Here is a 17,925-nt window from a genome sequence, read left to right on the forward strand (position 1 = left end):
CGGGTAGCTATGTTCGGAAAAGATAACCGCTGAAAGCATCTAAGCGGGAAACTTGCCTCAAGATGAGATCTCACTGGAACCTTGAGTTCCCTGAAGGGCCGTCGAAGACTACGACGTTGATAGGTTGGGTGTGTAAGCGCTGTGAGGCGTTGAGCTAACCAATACTAATTGCCCGTGAGGCTTGACCATATAACACCCAAGCAATTTGACTACTCCAAAGAGGAGCATCAGATTGCGGTGTGTGAAGACGAAACGAACCGAAAGTTCGAGAGACTCACAAAACACCTAGCTGTCACATACCCAATTTGCTGAAGCGCGGCCAACCGGCCACGACTCGGTACCCGAATTTCTTGACGACCATAGAGCGTTGGAACCACCTGATCCCATCCCGAACTCAGAAGTGAAACGACGCATCGCCGATGGTAGTGTGGGGTTTCCCCATGTGAGAGTAGGTCATCGTCAAGATTAAATTCCGAAACCCCTATCTGCGTATGCAGGTAGGGGTTTTGTTTTTGCGCCTCCGTACACCTCAAACGCTGTTCCCTGTAGGAGCGAGCCTGCTCCGGGCGGCGTTCCGACGAAGAACTTCAGGGCACCGCGTTACCCCAGACAACCCGCGTCATCGTTGACGACCTTCGCGAGCGAGCTCGCTCCTACAAATGCTAAAGTCCTCCCTCGAATTTGCATTTTCCAAGGAAGCCTTATGCCGGACGCCACGTCCCTCAGTGCTGGTTTTATGGTGGTTCACGGCAATCGCCTGGACGAGTTGCGCAGCCTGGTGGTCAGCTGGATGCGGCGCTACCCGCTGGCTCCCCTGGAGAATGAAATCGCGTTGGTGCAAAGCAACGGCATTGCCCAATGGCTGAAGCTGGCCCTGGCGGAAGATGCCGAAGAAGACGACATGGGCGGCTGCGGCATCGCCGCCGCCATCGACGTGCAGTTGCCCGGCAGTTTCATGTGGCAGCTCTATCGCATGGTCCTTGGGCGCGATGAAATTCCGGCCAAGTCCCTGCTCGATAAAGCTCCGCTGACCTGGCGATTGATGCGCCTGCTGCCGCAGTTGATCAACCAGCCACACTTCGAGCCGCTGCAACGCTTCCTGACCCATGACACCGATCTGCGCAAACGCTATCAATTGGCTGAGCGTCTGGCGGACCTGTTCGACCAGTACCAGGTCTATCGGGCTGACTGGCTTGAAGACTGGGCAGAAGGTCGACATCAGACAAGAAGCGCCAGGGGCGAGGCCAAAGCCCTGACGCCGGCCAATTGCTGGCAGGCAGAGTTATGGCGTGCACTCTTGCTGGATGTGGGAGAGCAAGGCATGGCGCAAAGCCGTGCCGGGGTCCATCAGCGATTTGTCGAGCGCATCAACAACCTCGAAACAGCTCCCCAGGGATTGCCCTCGCGAGTGATCGTTTTCGGGATTTCTTCACTGCCTGCCCAAGCCCTGGAAGCACTGGCGGGGCTGGCACGATTCAGTCAGGTCCTGCTATGCGTACATAACCCGTGTCGTCACCATTGGGCGGACATCGTCGCCGATAAAGACCTGCTACGGCATCAATACAAGCGCCAGGCCCGCAAGAGCGGCATGCCGGTAGTGATCGATCCGCAAACCCTGCACCAGCATGCTCACCCGCTGCTGGCTGCCTGGGGTAAACAGGGGCGGGACTACATCAACCTGCTCGACAGTTACGACGATCCCAACAGCTATCGCTCGGCATTCCGTGACGGGCGCATCGACCTGTTCAGCGACGGTCAGCCGCTGAATGTGCTCAACCAGTTGCAGGATGACATCCTCGAGTTGCGTCCTCTCAACGAGACTCGCGAGCGCTGGCCGGCCATCGATCTGCAGGCGGACGAATCGATCCGTTTTCACATTGCCCACAGCGCCCAGCGAGAAGTCGAGATTCTCCACGATCAACTGCTCGCGCGCTTCAGTGCCGATCCGACATTGCGCCCCCGGGACATCATCGTCATGGTCCCGGATATCGACAGCTACGCCCCGCACATTCGCGCCGTGTTTGGCCAACTCGACCGTCAAGACCCGCGCTTCATTCCGTTTACGCTGGCTGACCAGGGCCAGCGTGGTCGCGATCCACTGTTGATTGCGGTCGAGCACCTGCTCAAGCTGCCTGACAGCCGATTCCCCGTCAGTGAGATTCTCGATCTGCTCGACGTCCCGGCACTGCGCGCGCGCTTTGGTGTCGAGGAGCGTGACCTGCCGACCCTGCACCGCTGGATCGAAGGTGCCGGCATTCGCTGGGGCATGAATGCCGAGCAACGTGCCGGACTCGGGCTGCCCAATGAGCTGGAGCAAAACAGCTGGCGTTTCGGCTTGCGACGGATGTTGCTCGGTTACGCCGTTGGCAGCGCCGATGCCTATGAGGGTATCGAACCCTACGACGAGATCGGTGGTCTGGACGCTGCGCTCATTGGTCCGCTGGTTGCGCTGCTGGACGCGCTGGAAGTGGCTCACCACGAACTCTCTCAGCCTGCACCACCGCGCCAATGGGGCTTGCGCTTGCAGGCGTTGGTGCAGTTGTTCTTCCTCGCCAGTAACGAACACGATGACTACTTGCTGGCCCAGCTCGAAGAGCTGCGCGAGACCTGGCTCGAGACCTGCGAGTCCGTCGGTTTGCAGGACGAGTTGCCGCTGACGGTCGTTCGTGAAGCCTGGCTTGCAGGTCTGGATCAGGGCCGTTTGTCCCAACGCTTTCTGGCCGGTGCGGTCAACTTCTGCACCTTGATGCCCATGCGCGCTATCCCGTTCAAGCTGGTCTGCCTGCTGGGCATGAATGACGGCGATTATCCGCGTGCGCAACCACCGCTGGATTTCGATCTGATGGGCAGTGATTACCGGCCGGGTGATCGCTCCCGACGTGAAGATGACCGTTACCTGCTTCTGGAAGCCTTGCTGTCGGCACGGGATCAGCTCTACATCAGTTGGGTGGGCCGCAGCATCCGCGACAACAGCGAGAGGCCGGCGTCGGTATTGATTGGTCAGTTGCGTGACCACTTGGCCAGCGGTTGGCGACTGGCACAGAGTGGCGAGGACCTGCTTGAAGCCATGACCCGGGAACACCCCTTGCAGCCTTTCAGCGCCCGCTACTTTCACGAAGGGGATGAGTCGTTCAGCTACGCCACCGAATGGCAGGTCCTTCATCAAGCGGCAGAGCAACAGGCGAGCGCCGAGGTGCTCGGGCCTCACGTTCAGGACGAACCCCTCAGCCTCGGTCAACTGCAGGATTTCCTGCGCAATCCGGTACGGCACTTTTTCAGCCAGCGACTGAAAGTCTTCTTCGAGGCGGCTGAAGTGCCGTTGGCCGATGAAGAGCCTTTTGTCCTGGATGCGTTGCAGCGTTACAGCCTCAGCGACCGTTTGCTCGAAGCGGCACTGGCAGATCCGGAACATACCGGACAGGCACTGGAGGATCAGGCCAAACGCCTGCAAAACAGCGGGCTGCTGCCCATGGCCGGTTTCGGTGAGTGCCTGCAACGTGAATTGATCGAACCATTGCCCGACTTGCTGCAACGCCACCAACAGCTCCTGGCTTTGTGGCCGAAACCGCTCAGCAGTGCGTTGCCCGTCAATCTTGAACTGCAAGGCCTGCACATCGAGGGCTGGCTCAGCGGCCTGCATCAGCGCGCTGATGGTGGTTTGCTGTCTGTCACGACGATCCCCAACAGCATCGGCTCGATCAAATCGCGCAAATGGCATCGACTGACGCGCCCGTGGCTCACGCATCTGGTGGCCTGTGCCAGTGGCATGGCGTTGACCACCGCACTGGTGGCCAGCGACGACAGCCTGTTGCTCGCACCGATGGACGAGTCCACGGCACGGAAAATTCTCGGCGATCTGCTGATGGCCTGGCAGTCGGGTATGCGCCAGCCTCTGCCGATCGCGGTCAAGACCGCCTTCGCGTGGCTGGGGCAAACCGACCCGGTCAAAGCCGCAGCCGCTGCGCGCAAGGCCTATGAAGGCGACGGGCAGACGACGGACGGAGAGCGACGCGAAAGTCCGGCACTCGCACGCCAATTCGCCGACTACGATGCCCTGAGCGCCGATGAAACCTTCCCCGACTGGTGTGATGCGCTCTATCGCCCGCTGCTTGAAGCACCCTGGCGTTCACTGTCCAGCGAGGAGTCGCGTTGATGAGTACGAAGACACCGCTGGCCCTGGCCTTCCCGCTGCGTGGCAGTCAACTGATCGAAGCCAGCGCGGGGACTGGCAAGACTTTCACCATTTCCGCGTTGTACCTGCGCCTGGTGCTGGGCAATGGCGGCGAGCATGGTGGTGGAGAGCGCAGCGGCTTCGGACGTGAGCTCTTGCCGCCGCAAATCCTCGTCGTGACCTTCACCGACGCCGCCACTAAAGAGTTGCGCGAACGCATTCGCACGCGACTCGCCGAGGCCGCACGCTTTTTTCGCGATGAAACGCCTGCCCCCGACAGCCTGATTGCCGAGCTGCGTGACCAGTATTTGCCCGAGCAATGGCCCGGGTGCGCAAACCGCCTGGATATCGCCGCCCAGTGGATGGACGAGGCGGCAGTGTCGACTATCCACAGTTGGTGCCAGCGCATGTTGCGCGAGCATGCCTTCGACAGCGGCAGCCTGTTTACCCAGACCCTGGAAACCGATCACAGCGACTTGCTGGGGGAAGTCCTGCGCGATTACTGGCGGCTGTTCTGCTACCCGATGCAAGGTGATGCGCTGAATTGGGTGCGCAGCAATTGGGGTGGTCCGGCGGCGTTGCTGCCGCGGATTCGTGCGCTGTTCGCCAGTGAGCGCGATACGCTTCAAGGGAAAGAGCCCGCCGAGATAATTTCGCAATGCCTGCAAGAGCGACGGGCTGCCCTGGTCGAGCTCAAGAAGCCATGGCCGCAGTGGGCGGACGAGTTGCTTGCGATCTGTCACCAGGGTGTCGCGAGCAAGAGCGTCGACGGTCGCAAGATGCAGGCACGCTATTTCGAGCCCTGGTTCGAAAAAATCAAAGCCTGGGCCGAAGACGAATCCCTTGAGCAACTGGATATCGGCACCGGTTTCACGCGACTGACCCCTGATGGCATGGCCGAAGCCTGGAAGGGCGAAGCGCCTCGACATCCGGGGCTCGATGCGATGGCCGGCCTCAAGGCCTGTCTCGACGGGTTGCCAACGCCCGATGCCGCTGTGCTGCAACATGCCGCCCGCTGGGTCGGGACACGTTTCGAGGAAGAGAAACGCCGTCGTGCGGAAATGGGTTTCGACGACATGCTGCTGCGCCTTGATGCGGCCTTGCAGTCCGATGGCGGCGAGCGCCTGGCCACCCTGATTCGTGAACAGTTTCCGGTCGCCCTGATCGATGAGTTCCAGGACACCGACCCGGTGCAGTACCGGATCTTCGAGAGCATCTACCGGATTGAAGAGAACAGCCCCGAGTGCGGCCTGTTCCTGATCGGCGACCCGAAACAGGCGATCTACGCTTTTCGCGGGGCCGACATCCATACCTACCTGCGCGCCCGTCAGGCCACCACCGGCCGCCTGCACACCCTGGGCACCAACTTCCGCTCAAGCCATGGCATGGTCAACGCGGTGAACCATGTGTTCGAGCGTGCCGAAGCCCGGAAGTCGGGACGGGGCGCATTCCTCTTTCGGGAGCCGAATGGCAATAACCCGGTTCCGTTCATGCCGGTGGCCTCCCAGGGCCGCAAAGAAGTCCTGCATATCAATGATCAGGCAGTCCCGGCCTTGAACATCTGGCACTTGCCGGCCGAACAACCGTTGTCCGGTGCGGTGTACCGGCAGCAACTGGCGGCGGCCTGCGCCAGTGAAATCACGGCATTGCTCAATGGCGGGCAGCAGGGGCAAGCAGGATTCACCCAGGACGGCAAAGCGTTCAGGGGCCTGCTGCCGGCGGACATCGCCATCCTGGTACGCGATGGCAAGGAAGCGCAGGCGGTGCGTGGCGAATTGGCTGCGCGGGGCGTGCGCAGTGTCTACCTTTCGGACAAGGACTCGGTGTTCGCCGCCCAGGAGGCGCATGACGTGCTGACCTGGCTCAAGGCCTGCGCCGAGCCGGATGTCGAACGCCCGCTACGGGCCGCGTTGGCCAGCATCACCTTGAACCTTTCGTTGACCGAGCTGGAGCGGCTGAATCAGGACGAGCTGGCCTGGGAGTCCCGGGTCATGCAGTTCCGTGGCTATCGCGAAGTCTGGCGCAAGCAGGGCGTGCTGCCGATGCTGCGCCGTTTGCTGCACGACTTCCGCCTGCCCCAGGCGTTGATCGCCCGCAGTGACGGCGAGCGGGTCTTGACGAACCTCCTGCACCTGTCCGAATTACTGCAACAGGCCGCCGCCGAACTCGATGGCGAACAAGCGCTGATCCGGCATCTGTCCGAGCATCTGGCGTTGTCCGGGCAGGCGGGCGAGGAGCAGATCCTGCGTCTGGAAAGTGATGAGCAACTGGTCAAGGTCGTGACCATCCACAAGTCCAAAGGCCTTGAATACCCCCTGGTGTTCCTGCCGTTCATTTGCTCGGCGAAGCCGGTGGACGGCAGCCGCCTGCCGTTGCACTACCACGATGAATCAGGCAATGCCCAAGTCACGTTGAGGCCGACGGCAGAATTGATTGCCCTGGCCGACGATGAGCGTCTGGCCGAGGATCTGCGTTTGCTCTATGTCGCCCTGACCCGAGCGCAACACGCCTGCTGGCTGGGGGTGGCTGACCTCAAGCGCGGCAACAACAATGGTTCGGTGCTGCATCTGTCTGCGTTGGGTTATCTGTTGGGGGGCGGTGCGCCATTGGCCGACTCCCCGGCGTTGCAGCAGTGGTTGCGCGACCTGCAACAGGACTGCCCGGCGCTGGCGTATGCCCAGATGCCTGATGCGACAACAGAGCATTACCAGCCACCGCAAAACGACGCGGCGCTGCTGGCTCCGCTGATCCCCAAACGCAAGGCCAGTGAAAACTGGTGGATCGCCTCTTACAGCGCATTGCGCATTGGCGACACCCTGAGTGTCGGCACGGACGAGGCGCCGGAGAGTCCGCAGGCGCAAAAACTGTTCGATGACGAACGTCTCGACCCGCAGGCTCCCAGGGAAGTGGTGGCCAGTGGCGGCGACATCCATCGCTTCCCGCGCGGCCCGAACCCCGGCACCTTCCTCCATGGTCTGCTCGAATGGGCGGGGGGCGAAGGGTTTGCCGCAGCCCCCCAGGAAGTGATCGACGCCATTGCCCGTCGCTGCAATCGCCGAGGCTGGGAGGGCTGGATCACCACGCTGAGTGACTGGCTGCAGCATCTGCTCAAGTCGCCGTTGCAACTGGGTGCCGATCAGGGGCCAGTGATATTCGCGCAATTGACGCAATACCAGGTCGAGATGGAGTTCTGGTTCGCGAGCCACAAGGTCGATGTGCTCAAGCTCGATGCGCTGGTGTGCCAGTACACCCATGACGGGGTGGCCCGGGTGGCCGCCGAACCGGTGCTGCTCAACGGCATGTTCAAGGGCTTCATCGACCTGACGTTCGAACACGACGGCCGCTATTACGTTGCCGACTACAAATCCAACTGGCTTGGCGCCGATGATGCGGCCTACACCGTGCCGGCCATGGAGCAGTCGATTCTCGACAACCGCTATGACCTGCAATACGTGTTGTACCTGTTGGCCCTGCATCGCCAGCTCAAGGCGCGGCTCGCCGATTACGACTACGACCGGCATGTCGGCGGTGCGTTGTACCTGTTCCTGCGGGGTACACGTGCAGCCAGCCAAGGTGTGTTTTTCACCCGTCCGCCAAGAGAACTGATCGAGCGTCTGGACAGGCTGTTCCAGGGCAAGCCAGAGCCCAAGGCCGAGCCCGCCTGGGAACAGGGAGTACTGTTATGAATCGCTCATTCGCCGATTTGCTGCCGACATCGCTGGCAGCCGAAAGCCTGGTCGAACTCGCGCCGCTGAGTCGTGCCGACGACTTGCTATTGCTGCTCACGCGCTGGGTCGAACGTGGCTGGCTGCGCGCGCTGGACAAAGCCTTTGTGGCGTTTCTGCATGAGCTGGCGCCGGAGGATGATCCGTTGGTCTTGCTGGCAGCCGCGTTGACCAGCCACCAGTTGGGCCACGGGCATGTCTGCCTCGACCTGTTCGAGACGCTGAAAGAACCGGACTTCGCCCTGTCATTACCGCCCGAAGGTGACGTTCAAGGCGGCGCCATGCTGTTGCCGTCGCAATTGCTCGGATCGCTGGACGGTGCTCATTGGTGCAAGGTGCTGGCCGCCAGCAACCTGGTCGCCCTGGCCGCTGACAGCCGTGACAACGTGCGTGACCGACCCTTGGTGTTATCGGGCAAACGCTTGTACCTGCGCCGCTATTGGGCCTATGAGCGGCGGATCGACCTTTCGTTGCGCGAGCGCCTGACGGAACATGAATCCACACCGAGCGACCTGCTCCAGCGCCTCACCGGTTTGTTTGGGCCTGCCCGGCCGGGTGAAGTGATCGACTGGCAGAAGCTGGCCTGCGCCCTGGCGACGCGCAGCGCCTTCAGCATCGTGACGGGGGGGCCGGGAACCGGCAAGACCACCACCGTCGTGCGCTTGCTGGCGTTGCTCCAGGCGCCGGCGGTCGAGGCCGGCATGCCTTTGCGCATTCGCCTCGCCGCACCGACCGGCAAGGCCGCGGCGCGTCTGACAGAGTCCATCAGCCAGCAAGTCCGGACCTTGAAGGTCAGCGAAGCCATACGCGAGAAGATCCCGTCGGATGTCACCACCGTTCACCGTCTGCTGGGCAGCCGGCCCGGGACACGTCATTTCCGGCACCACGCGGGCAATCGCCTGCCGCTGGATGTGCTGGTGGTGGACGAGGCCTCGATGATTGACCTGGAAATGATGGCCAATCTGCTCGACGCCTTGCCGGCCCATGCGCGCCTCGTGCTGTTGGGGGACAAGGACCAGTTGGCTTCGGTAGAAGCCGGTGCGGTACTGGGGGATTTGTGTCGCGACGCGGAGGCTGGCTGGTACAGCCCGCAGACTCGCCAGTGGCTGGAAGCCGTCAGTGGCGAAAGCCTTCAGGCCAGTGGCTTGCAGGAGGATACCCAGGGTGCTCATCCACTGGCCCAACAGGTGGTGATGTTGCGCCATTCCCGGCGATTCGGTGAAGGCAGCGGTATTGGCCAGCTCGCTCGTTGGGTCAACCAGCAGCAACCGGAAGAAGCCCGCAAGTTGTTGTCTGCGCGAAGCCATGACGATGTGTATGGCTTGTCCCTCAAAGGGGAGCAGGACCGGACCCTGGAGCGTTTGCTGCTCGAAGGTCACGGTGAGGGCCCGCAGGGTTATCGGCATTACCTGACCTTACTGCGCAAACAGCGGCCGCCACTCGACAGCCCGCTTGAAGATTCACGCTGGACCGACTGGGCCCGGGAGGTGTTGCAAGCCTTCGACGGGTTCCAGCTGTTATGTGCCGTGCGCAAGGGGCCGTGGGGTGTGGAGGGCCTGAACCAGCGAGTGACCGAGGCGTTGCTCAGGGCACGCCTGATCGATAGCGACCAGCAGTGGTACGAAGGTCGCCCCGTGCTGATGACCCGCAACGATTACGGGCTGGGTTTGATGAACGGCGATATTGGCATCGCCCTCAAGCTCCCGGAGCAGGAGGGCCACGGAAAACAGGTTTTGCGTGTGGCGTTCCCACGCAATGACGGCCAGGGCGGCGTGCGATTTGTCCTGCCAAGCCGCTTGAATGATGTCGAAACCGTGTACGCCATGACCGTGCATAAATCCCAGGGCTCGGAGTTCGCGCACACCGCGTTGATTCTTCCCGACGCCTTGAATCCGGTCCTCACCAAGGAATTGATCTACACCGGGATTACCCGGGCCAAGGACTGGTTCACCCTGATCGAATCGCGCCCAGGCGTGTTTGAAGAGGCGGTGAAACGCCGGGTCAAGCGCTTGAGCGGGCTGATGCTGGAGCTGAAGGACGGCAGTGAGCCGACAGACTGAAAGGTCGGTGGGCGATTGTAGGAAATTGTCCGAAGCAGCGTAGTACGTGGCCTCGCTGGCATTTCCTCGCTGTGCTATCGTTGCGGCATCATTTCGCTTCGGTCCAAGAGTATCCCTGCATGAAGGTGGCTGTCAGGACGACAGAGCGCGTCGTTGGCTGTAAGAAAGCGCTGCTTGCCATCCTTCTTTGTCTGCTGGCCAGCGTCGCTTTCGCTCAATCGCAGCCCCCGGTGGGCATGGCGGACCAGCGCGCCAAAGCGGTTACCCAGGTGGTCCTCGGCATCCTCAGCTATGCCCGCTGGCCCGTTGAGCCTTTGTTGCTGCGCCTGTGCCTGGTCGGCCCTACCGAATACACCGACGACCTGGTCAAAGGCACGACCCAGGCGACCGGTCGACCTGTCACGGTGCAACGCTTGTTGGCCGACAACCCCGCGATTGTCAGTGACTGCGATGCGGTTTACATCGGCAAGCTCACTGGCGAAGAACGCAGCCGATTGTTTGCCGCGTTGATTGGGCATCCGGTGCTGAGCATTAGCGAGAGTGACGAGCAGTGCACGGTCGGCAGCCTGTTTTGCTTACGGGTCAGCGACGAGCAGGTGTCGTTCGAGGTCAATCTCGACTCCGTCGCTCGCAGCGGTGTACGCATCCATCCGAGCGTGCTGCAACTCTCGCGTCGCAAGCCGGCGGCGCCATGAAGCTACTGACTCCGGGCAGTCGCCCGACTTTGCATTCGGTCATCGGTCGCGGCAACTTGCTCGTCGCGCTGGTGGGTGTCGCAATGGCCAGTGTTTCGCTGACGTTGCTCGGCGTGCTGGCTTTGCGTGTGTACGCGGATCACAACCTGCACCTGATCGCACGCTCGATCACCTACACCGTGGAAGCCGCGGTGGTGTTCAACGACAAGCCTGCTGCCACCGAAGCGCTGGCGTTGATTGTGTCCACCGAAGAAGTGGCCGACGCCCAGGTGTTCGACCAGCGGGGGCAGTTGCTGGCCCGTTGGCAACGACCGGAAACCGACTGGGTATCCGATCTCGAACGGCACATCGCCAAAGCGTTTCTCGAAGAACCGATGAGCATGCCGATCCTCCATCAAGGGCGGGAAGTCGGCAGCATCAGGCTCACCGGGCACGGCGGCAACCTGATGCGCTTTTTGCTCAGCGGCCTGGTGGGCATCCTCTTGTGCACGGCCGTGAGTGCCTGGGTTGCGCTCTTTCTGGCGCGCCGACAACTTCGCGGGATCATCAAGCCCCTGCGCAACCTGGCCACCGTCGCCCACGCCGCGCGCAGTGAACGGGCCTTCGACAAGCGCGTGCCGCCCGCCGACATTGCCGAGCTCGATGATTTCGGCAACGACTTCAATGCCCTGCTCGATGAGCTCGAAGCCTGGCAATCGCACCTGCAAAGCGAAAACGAATCCCTGGCGCACCAGGCCAGTCACGACAGCCTCACCGGATTGCCCAACCGGGCATTTTTCGAAGGTCGCCTGATGCGCGCGCTGCGCAACGCCAACAAGCTCGGCGAGCGAGTGGCGGTGTTGTTTCTCGACAGCGATCGCTTCAAGGAGATCAACGACAGTTTCGGCCATGCGGCGGGGGATGCGGTGTTGGTGGCCGTGGCCAACCGGGTTCGTGCGCAACTGCGGGAAGGGGACCTGGTGGCGCGCTTGGGTGGTGATGAGTTTGCCGTGCTGCTGACGCCGCTGCACAAGACCGCAGACGCCGAACGGATTGCCGACAAGATCCTGGCCAGCATGGACATGCCGATTCCATTGCCGGGCAGTACCCAGGTATTGACCTCACTCAGTATCGGCGTCGCGGTGTACCCGGATCATGGCGCAACGCCGGGTGCCCTGCTCAACGCCGCCGATAGTGCGATGTACCAGGCCAAGCGCCTGTCCCGAGGCGCACAGTACACGGCAGGGTCGGAGCACCCTGCCGCCGATGTTCAAAACAGGAGCTGATTTCCGTGTTCACTTTCAACCCGCGTTCCCTGCGTTTTTTCACCATGACTTTGCTCGTGGCCTTGCTGAGCCTGACCGGTTGCCAGACTGCCCCGCCAAAAGGCCTGAGCCCGGCGCAGATCGCCGTGCTGAAACAGCAGGGTTTCGAGCTGACCGACGATGGCTGGGCCTTTGGTTTGTCCGGCAAGGTGTTATTCGGCAGCGACGATGACAGCCTGAACAAACAGAGCACCGAGATCGTCGAGCGCATCGGCAAGGCGCTGCTCGGAGTGGGTATCGAGCGAGTGCGGGTCGATGGTCACACCGACGCATCGGGCAAAGAGGCTTACAACGAGCAACTGTCCGTGCGCCGGGCGAAAAGCGTTGCCAAGGTGCTCAACACGGTCGGCATGAAGCCGGAAAATATCCAGTTGCGCGGCCTGGGCAGCAGCGTACCGGTGGCCACCAACACCACTTCCAGTGGCCGTACGGAGAATCGCCGGGTCGCCATCGTCGTCAGCTCCGACTGATCGGCGAGCGGCTCTTGGTGAGCTGGATATGCGGACTCGCTAGCCTCCCTCATGCAAGCCAAGGGCGTCCCTGGCGTTCACGCTCAGGCTGTGCCATCTGTAGCCGCAACGGCTACAGCCTGGAGTGGACACGAAAAGATTGCTCACCCGCTTTTTATTGCTTGTAGTGCGCAAGAGCTACCCCTTATAAGAGCAACTTTTCACTCTCGAAATAAAGGGATAAAAGCATGAGCGACGCCTGGAACGAAGGGTATTTTACGGACGAGGGCTACACCTACAGCTACAGCCGGGAAATCAATCCAGTCTTCCAGCGCTATTGCTTGTTGTTGCGCGGTTTTGCCAGTCTTGAGACGACCGACGGTTATCACTGCGAATTGGGATTTGGCCAGGGCGTCTCGATCAATATCCATGCCGCCGCCAACCCAGGGTCCTACATAGGCACGGATTTCCACCCGGGCCAGGCAGCCCATGCCAATGCACTGGCGACTGCCTGGAACAGCGATGCGCGGCTGTATGACGACAGCTTCGAGCAACTGCTCGCCCGCGACGACTTGCCACAATTCGACAGCATCAGCCTGCATGGCATCTGGACCTGGGTCAGCCGCGACAACCAGAAACTGATCGTCGAGTTCGCCCGTCGTCACCTCAAGCCCGGTGGCCTGCTGTACATCAGCTACAACTGCTTCCCCGGCTGGTCGCCAGCGGCGCCCTTGCGTCATCTGTTCAGGCTGCACGACCGCTTCGCCACGCACACCTCCGCTCGCCCGGACCAGCGTATCGAGGCCGCACTGCAATTCTCCGAAACGCTGCTGGCGGCCAACCCCAACTACGCCAGCGCGGCACCGAACCTGGACGACAAGCTCCAGGGCATCAAAGGCCAGGATCGCCAGTACGTCGCCCATGAATACTTCAACCGCGACTGGAACTGCATGTATTTCACCGACGTGGTCGATGCCCTGGCCCCTGCCAAACTCGACTACGCCACGACGGCCGTCCCGCTGGACTCGGTGGACCCGCTCAACTTGAGCGCAGAAGGCATGGACTTCCTGGAAGGAATCGAGCACCCGGTCATGCGTGAACAAGCGCGCGACTACTTCGTCAACCAGCATTTCCGTCGAGATCTGTACGTGCGCGGCGCCAACCGACTGTCTGCCGCTGAACAGCGCCAGGGTATGTTCAACACGCGTTTTGTCCTACTGCGGGCGGCAGAAACATTATCTGACACCGTCAGGGGGCCTGCCGGCGAAGCTACGTTGCAGGCAGAAATCTATGGGCCCGTACTTGAAGCGCTGACGGCCAATGCTTATACACCGAAAACGTTGCGCCAGTTGGCCGGGGCCGTGCCATCAATGCCTTATGACGATCTGGTGCAGGCCATCACCGTATTGATCGGGATGGGCGCTGCGGTACCGTGCCAGAGCGAAGTCGCCGAGAAACTGGTGCAGGCGCGCTGCAATACCCTCAATCTGCAACTATGCAAACGCGCCCTGCTCAGTAACAAAATCCAGGTCCTGGCCAGTCCGGTAACGGGCGGTGGCGTGCCGGTCAGCCGCTTCCAGCAGCTGTTCCTGATATCCATCAAGCAAGGCAGAAAACATCCGGCTGAATGGGCTCAGCTGGCGTGGGGCGTCCTCGCCGAACAAGGCGAAGTCCTCATCAAGGACAATCGGCCGTTGACCACGGCTGAAGAGAATATCGCCGAACTGACTGAACAGGCCGAAGCGTTTGCCGAGCAATCGCTGGTGATTCTCAAGGCGTTGAACATCATTTGACCGACAGATGGGGGGCAGACGTCCCCATCATGGGAGCCCTCGCGTGGCTGTTGTCCCATGCCTGTGCGTATCTGAATGTCGACGTCGAGGTGTTACGAGCGCTGTTACAAACTGTTGGAAAAGGCCTGCTGACCTCATTAGGTGCCGCTACCTGATTCCTTCAAATTTTCAGTCGGCAAACAACATCTCCCGGCTCTCTCCCATCAGCAGGCCGTGATTCTGCTCAGTGACCTGGCGGATGTAATCCCACAACAGGGTGATCCGCTTGAGCTTGCGCAGGTCCTCGCGGCAGTACATCCAGAACTGTCGGGTGATGTTGATTTCCTGCGGCAACACCGGCAGCAGGCGCGGGTCCTGAGTGGCGAGGAAGCACGGCAGGATCGCCAGTGAGCGCCCCTGCTGCGCCGCCACGAACTGCGCGATCACGCTGGTGCTGCGCAGGTTGGCGCTGGCGCCGGGCAGTACATTGGCCAGGTACAACAGCTCCGAGCTGAACGCCAGGTCGTCGACGTAACTGATAAACGAATGTTTCGCCAGGTCTGCCGGGCGGCGGATGGCCGGGTGGTTGTCGAGATAATCCTGGGTCGCGTACAGCTGCAACCGGTAGTCGCACAATTTGCAGCAGACGTACGGGCCATGCTCCGGACGCTCCAGGGCGATGACGATGTCGGCCTCGCGCTTGGACAGGCTGATGAAGTGCGGCAGCGGCAGGATGTCCACCGAGATCGCCGGGTAGGTGTCGACGAAGTGGCTCAGCTGCGGCGTGATGAAAAAGCTGCCGAAGCCTTCGGTGCAGCCCATGCGCACATGACCGGACAGTGCCACGCCGGACCCGGAAACCTGCTCGCACGCCATGTGCAAGGTGCTTTCGATCGACTCGGCATACCCCATCAACCGCTGGCCTTCGGCGGTCAGGACAAAGCCGTTGGTCCGGGACTTCTCGAACAGCAAAGTGCCCAGCGCCGTTTCCAGCGAACTGATGCGCCGCGACACCGTGGTGTAGTCCACCGCCAGGCGCTTGGCCGCAGTGCTGGCCTTGCGGGTGCGGGCGACCTCGAGGAAAAACTTGAGGTCATCCCAGTTCAACGAGCCGAGGGAGGTGATGTTTTTTTGCATGTTGGACCGGTTTTTATGTGCGTTCTTATCAGAAGTTTGCACATCTATACTCCAAAAACAGTCCGAGAACCAATTCGCGACACACAGCTCATCTCAAGGCGACTCTCTCGCCTTGGCTCCCAAGATAACAACAAGGATCCGGAGACCCACATGAACGTATCGCTCACGCCTAACGAAACCACCGTGCAAAAGGTCAAACTGTTGATCGACGGCGAGTGGGTCGAGTCCAAGTCCACCGAATGGCACGACATCATCAACCCGGCGACCCAGCAAGTGCTGGCCAAAGTGCCGTTTGCCACCGCCGAAGAAGTCGACGCCGCCATCAGCGCCGCTCATCGTGCTTTCCAGACCTGGAAGCTGACGCCCATCGGCGCGCGGATGCGCATCATGCTCAAGCTCCAGGCGCTGATTCGCGAGCACTCCAAGCGCATCGCCGCGGTCCTGAGCGCCGAGCAGGGCAAGACCATTGCCGACGCCGAAGGCGATATTTTCCGTGGCCTGGAAGTGGTCGAGCACGCCTGCTCCATCGGCAGCCTGCAAATGGGCGAATTCGCTGAAAACGTCGCCGGTGGCGTCGACACCTACACCCTGCGCCAGCCGATCGGCGTGTGCGCGGGCATTACCCCGTTCAACTTCCCGGCGATGATTCCGCTGTGGATGTTCCCGATGGCCATCGCCTGCGGTAACACCTTCGTGCTCAAGCCGTCGGAACAGGACCCGATGTCGACCATGCTCCTGGTGGAGCTGGCGATCGAGGCGGGCATTCCGGCCGGCGTGCTCAACGTCGTGCATGGTGGCAAGGACGTGGTGGACGGGCTCTGCACCCACAAGGACATCAAGGCGGTTTCCTTCGTCGGTTCAACCGCCGTCGGTACTCATGTCTATGACCTGGCCGGTAAACACGGCAAGCGCGTGCAATCGATGATGGGCGCCAAGAACCACGCCGTGGTGCTGCCGGACGCCAATCGCGAACAAGCGCTGAATGCGCTGGTGGGTGCCGGCTTCGGTGCTGCCGGTCAACGCTGCATGGCCACTTCGGTGGTGGTGCTGGTGGGTGCGGCCAAGCAATGGCTGCCGGACCTCAAGGCGCTGGCGCAAAAACTCAAGGTCAATGCCGGCAGCGAGCCGGGCACCGATGTCGGTCCGGTGATTTCGAAAAAGGCCAAGGCGCGGATTCTCGACCTGATCGAAAGCGGCATCAAGGAAGGCGCCAAACTGGAGCTGGACGGTCGCGAGATCTCGGTTCCCGGTTACGAGAAGGGCAACTTTGTCGGCCCGACACTGTTCTCCGGCGTGACCACCGACATGCAGATCTACACCCAGGAAATCTTCGGCCCGGTACTGGTGGTACTGGAAGTCGCCACCCTCGACGAGGCCATCGCCCTGGTCAACGCCAACCCGTTCGGCAACGGCACGGGCCTGTTCACCCAGAGCGGTGCAGCGGCGCGCAAGTTCCAGAATGAAATCGACGTCGGCCAGGTCGGCATCAACATCCCGATCCCGGTGCCGGTCCCATTCTTCAGCTTCACCGGTTCGCGCGGCTCCAAGCTTGGCGACCTCGGTCCTTACGGCAAGCAAGTGGTGCAGTTCTACACTCAGACCAAGACCGTCACCAGCCGCTGGTTCGATGACAACAGCGTCAACGACGGTGTGAACACCACCATCAACCTGCGATAAGGAGCCGGACATGAAAATCGCTTTTATCGGTCTGGGCAACATGGGCGCGCCGATGGCGCGCAACCTGATCAAGGCCGGCCATGCGCTGCGCCTGGTGGACCTGAACAAGGCTGTGCTGGCGGAGCTGGAACAGCTGGGCGGCAGTATCAGTGCATCGGCCCGTGAAGCGGCGGAGGGCGCCGAACTGGTGATCACCATGCTGCCTGCCGCGGTGCATGTGCGCAGTGTGTGGCTGGGTGAAGACGGCGTGCTCGCCGGTATCGGGCAAGGCGTACCGGCCGTCGATTGCAGCACCATCGATCCGCAGACCGCACGGGACGTGGCCGCCGCCGCTGCCAAACAGGGCGTGACCATGGCCGATGCGCCGGTCTCTGGCGGTACCGGTGGTGCAGCCGCCGGGACACTGACCTTCATGGTCGGCGCCACGCCTGAACTGTTCGCCACACTGCAGCCGGTACTGGCGCAGATGGGCCGCAACATCGTCCATTGTGGTGAGGTCGGCACCGGGCAAATCGCTAAAATCTGCAACAACCTGCTGCTGGGGATTTCCATGGTCGGCGTCAGCGAAGCCATGGCCCTGGGTGATGCGCTGGGCATCGACACCAAGGTGCTGGCGGGCATTATCAACAGTTCCACGGGGCGTTGCTGGAGTTCGGAGATGTACAACCCGTGGCCGGGCATCGTCGAAACAGCACCGGCGTCGCGCGGCTACACCGGTGGCTTCGGGGCCGAACTGATGCTCAAGGATCTGGGGCTGGCCACTGAAGCGGCGCGTCAGGCGCACCAGCCGGTGGTGCTTGGCGCGGTGGCCCAGCAGTTGTATCAGGCGATGAGTTTGCGTGGGGAAGGTGGCAACGACTTCTCGGCGATCATCAATAGCTATCGCAAGCCGCAATAGCAAAAACTGTGGGAGCGAGCTTGCTCGCGATGAGGTC

Annotated in this window: 10 protein-coding genes and 2 rRNA genes; 11 read left to right on the plus strand and 1 reads right to left on the minus strand. The window is 61.5% G+C overall.

The genetic code is table 11. From position 1 onward, the window contains the following. The 9 genes from AC3WJW_RS09085 to AC3WJW_RS09125 form a co-directional block, all read left to right on the plus strand. Positions 1-189, plus strand: a 23S ribosomal RNA gene (locus AC3WJW_RS09085); the annotation flags it as partial. 160 nt (positions 190-349) lie between these two features. Further along, positions 350-465, plus strand: a 5S ribosomal RNA gene (gene rrf / locus AC3WJW_RS09090). Between the two features lie 238 nt (positions 466-703). Beyond that, positions 704-4,153 carry an exodeoxyribonuclease V subunit gamma gene (recC, locus tag AC3WJW_RS09095; RefSeq protein WP_493725786.1) on the plus strand — a complete coding sequence of 1,150 codons (3,450 nt, stop codon included), beginning with the start codon at positions 704-706 and terminating at the stop codon, positions 4,151-4,153. Beyond that, entirely contained in the window at positions 4,153-7,857 is a 3,705-nt protein-coding gene (recB, locus tag AC3WJW_RS09100) for an exodeoxyribonuclease V subunit beta (RefSeq protein ID WP_493725787.1), read from the plus strand. The genes recC and recB overlap by 1 nt, the downstream gene beginning before the upstream one ends. Beyond that, positions 7,854-9,956, plus strand: a complete 2,103-nt coding sequence (recD, locus tag AC3WJW_RS09105; RefSeq protein WP_493725788.1) for an exodeoxyribonuclease V subunit alpha — start codon at positions 7,854-7,856, stop codon at positions 9,954-9,956. The genes recB and recD overlap by 4 nt, the downstream gene beginning before the upstream one ends. 119 nt (positions 9,957-10,075) lie before the next feature. Continuing rightward, on the plus strand, positions 10,076-10,651 hold the full coding sequence (yfiR, locus tag AC3WJW_RS09110; RefSeq protein WP_493725789.1) for a regulatory sequestration protein YfiR: 576 nt from the start codon (positions 10,076-10,078) through the stop codon (positions 10,649-10,651). Then, positions 10,648-11,916, plus strand: a complete 1,269-nt coding sequence (gene dgcN / locus AC3WJW_RS09115) for a diguanylate cyclase DgcN/YfiN (RefSeq protein WP_493725790.1) — start codon at positions 10,648-10,650, stop codon at positions 11,914-11,916. The genes yfiR and dgcN overlap by 4 nt, the downstream gene beginning before the upstream one ends. A gap of 5 nt (positions 11,917-11,921) precedes the next feature. Continuing rightward, positions 11,922-12,425 carry an outer membrane lipoprotein YfiB gene (yfiB, locus tag AC3WJW_RS09120; RefSeq protein ID WP_493725791.1) on the plus strand — a complete coding sequence of 168 codons (504 nt, stop codon included), beginning with the start codon at positions 11,922-11,924 and terminating at the stop codon, positions 12,423-12,425. Between the two features lie 227 nt (positions 12,426-12,652). Further along, positions 12,653-14,197: a methyltransferase regulatory domain-containing protein gene (locus AC3WJW_RS09125; protein ID WP_493725792.1), complete on the plus strand. Its 1,545-nt coding sequence runs from the start codon at positions 12,653-12,655 to the stop codon at positions 14,195-14,197. 168 nt (positions 14,198-14,365) lie between these two features. Here AC3WJW_RS09125 and AC3WJW_RS09130 read toward each other — a convergent pair whose 3' ends face one another. After that, positions 14,366-15,313, minus strand: a complete 948-nt coding sequence (locus AC3WJW_RS09130) for a LysR family transcriptional regulator (RefSeq protein ID WP_493725793.1) — start codon at positions 15,311-15,313, stop codon at positions 14,366-14,368. Between the two features lie 150 nt (positions 15,314-15,463). Here AC3WJW_RS09130 and AC3WJW_RS09135 point away from each other — a divergent pair, with 150 nt between their 5' ends. Continuing rightward, positions 15,464-16,990: a CoA-acylating methylmalonate-semialdehyde dehydrogenase gene (locus AC3WJW_RS09135; RefSeq protein ID WP_429384411.1), complete on the plus strand. Its 1,527-nt coding sequence runs from the start codon at positions 15,464-15,466 to the stop codon at positions 16,988-16,990. Between the two features lie 10 nt (positions 16,991-17,000). Further along, a complete protein-coding gene (mmsB, locus tag AC3WJW_RS09140; RefSeq protein ID WP_218480183.1) occupies positions 17,001-17,888 on the plus strand; it encodes a 3-hydroxyisobutyrate dehydrogenase in 888 nt (295 codons plus the stop codon). Positions 17,889-17,925: the final 37 nt, after the last annotated feature.

Source organism: Pseudomonas sp. GW821-FHT07G06 (assembly GCF_058986625.1).

Bases quoted from the DNA above. Each gene is read 5' to 3' on its own strand.
- recC (WP_493725786.1), top strand. From the start codon at position 704: ATGCCGGACGCCACGTCCCTCAGTGCTGGTTTTATGGTGGTTCACGGC.
- recB (WP_493725787.1), top strand. From the start codon at position 4,153: ATGAGTACGAAGACACCGCTGGCCCTGGCCTTCCCGCTGCGTGGCAGT.
- recD (WP_493725788.1), top strand. From the start codon at position 7,854: ATGAATCGCTCATTCGCCGATTTGCTGCCGACATCGCTGGCAGCCGAA.
- yfiR (WP_493725789.1), top strand. From the start codon at position 10,076: ATGAAGGTGGCTGTCAGGACGACAGAGCGCGTCGTTGGCTGTAAGAAA.
- dgcN (WP_493725790.1), top strand. From the start codon at position 10,648: ATGAAGCTACTGACTCCGGGCAGTCGCCCGACTTTGCATTCGGTCATC.
- AC3WJW_RS09125 (WP_493725792.1), top strand. From the start codon at position 12,653: ATGAGCGACGCCTGGAACGAAGGGTATTTTACGGACGAGGGCTACACC.
- AC3WJW_RS09130 (WP_493725793.1), bottom strand. From the start codon at position 15,313: ATGCAAAAAAACATCACCTCCCTCGGCTCGTTGAACTGGGATGACCTC.
- AC3WJW_RS09135 (WP_429384411.1), top strand. From the start codon at position 15,464: ATGAACGTATCGCTCACGCCTAACGAAACCACCGTGCAAAAGGTCAAA.
- mmsB (WP_218480183.1), top strand. From the start codon at position 17,001: ATGAAAATCGCTTTTATCGGTCTGGGCAACATGGGCGCGCCGATGGCG.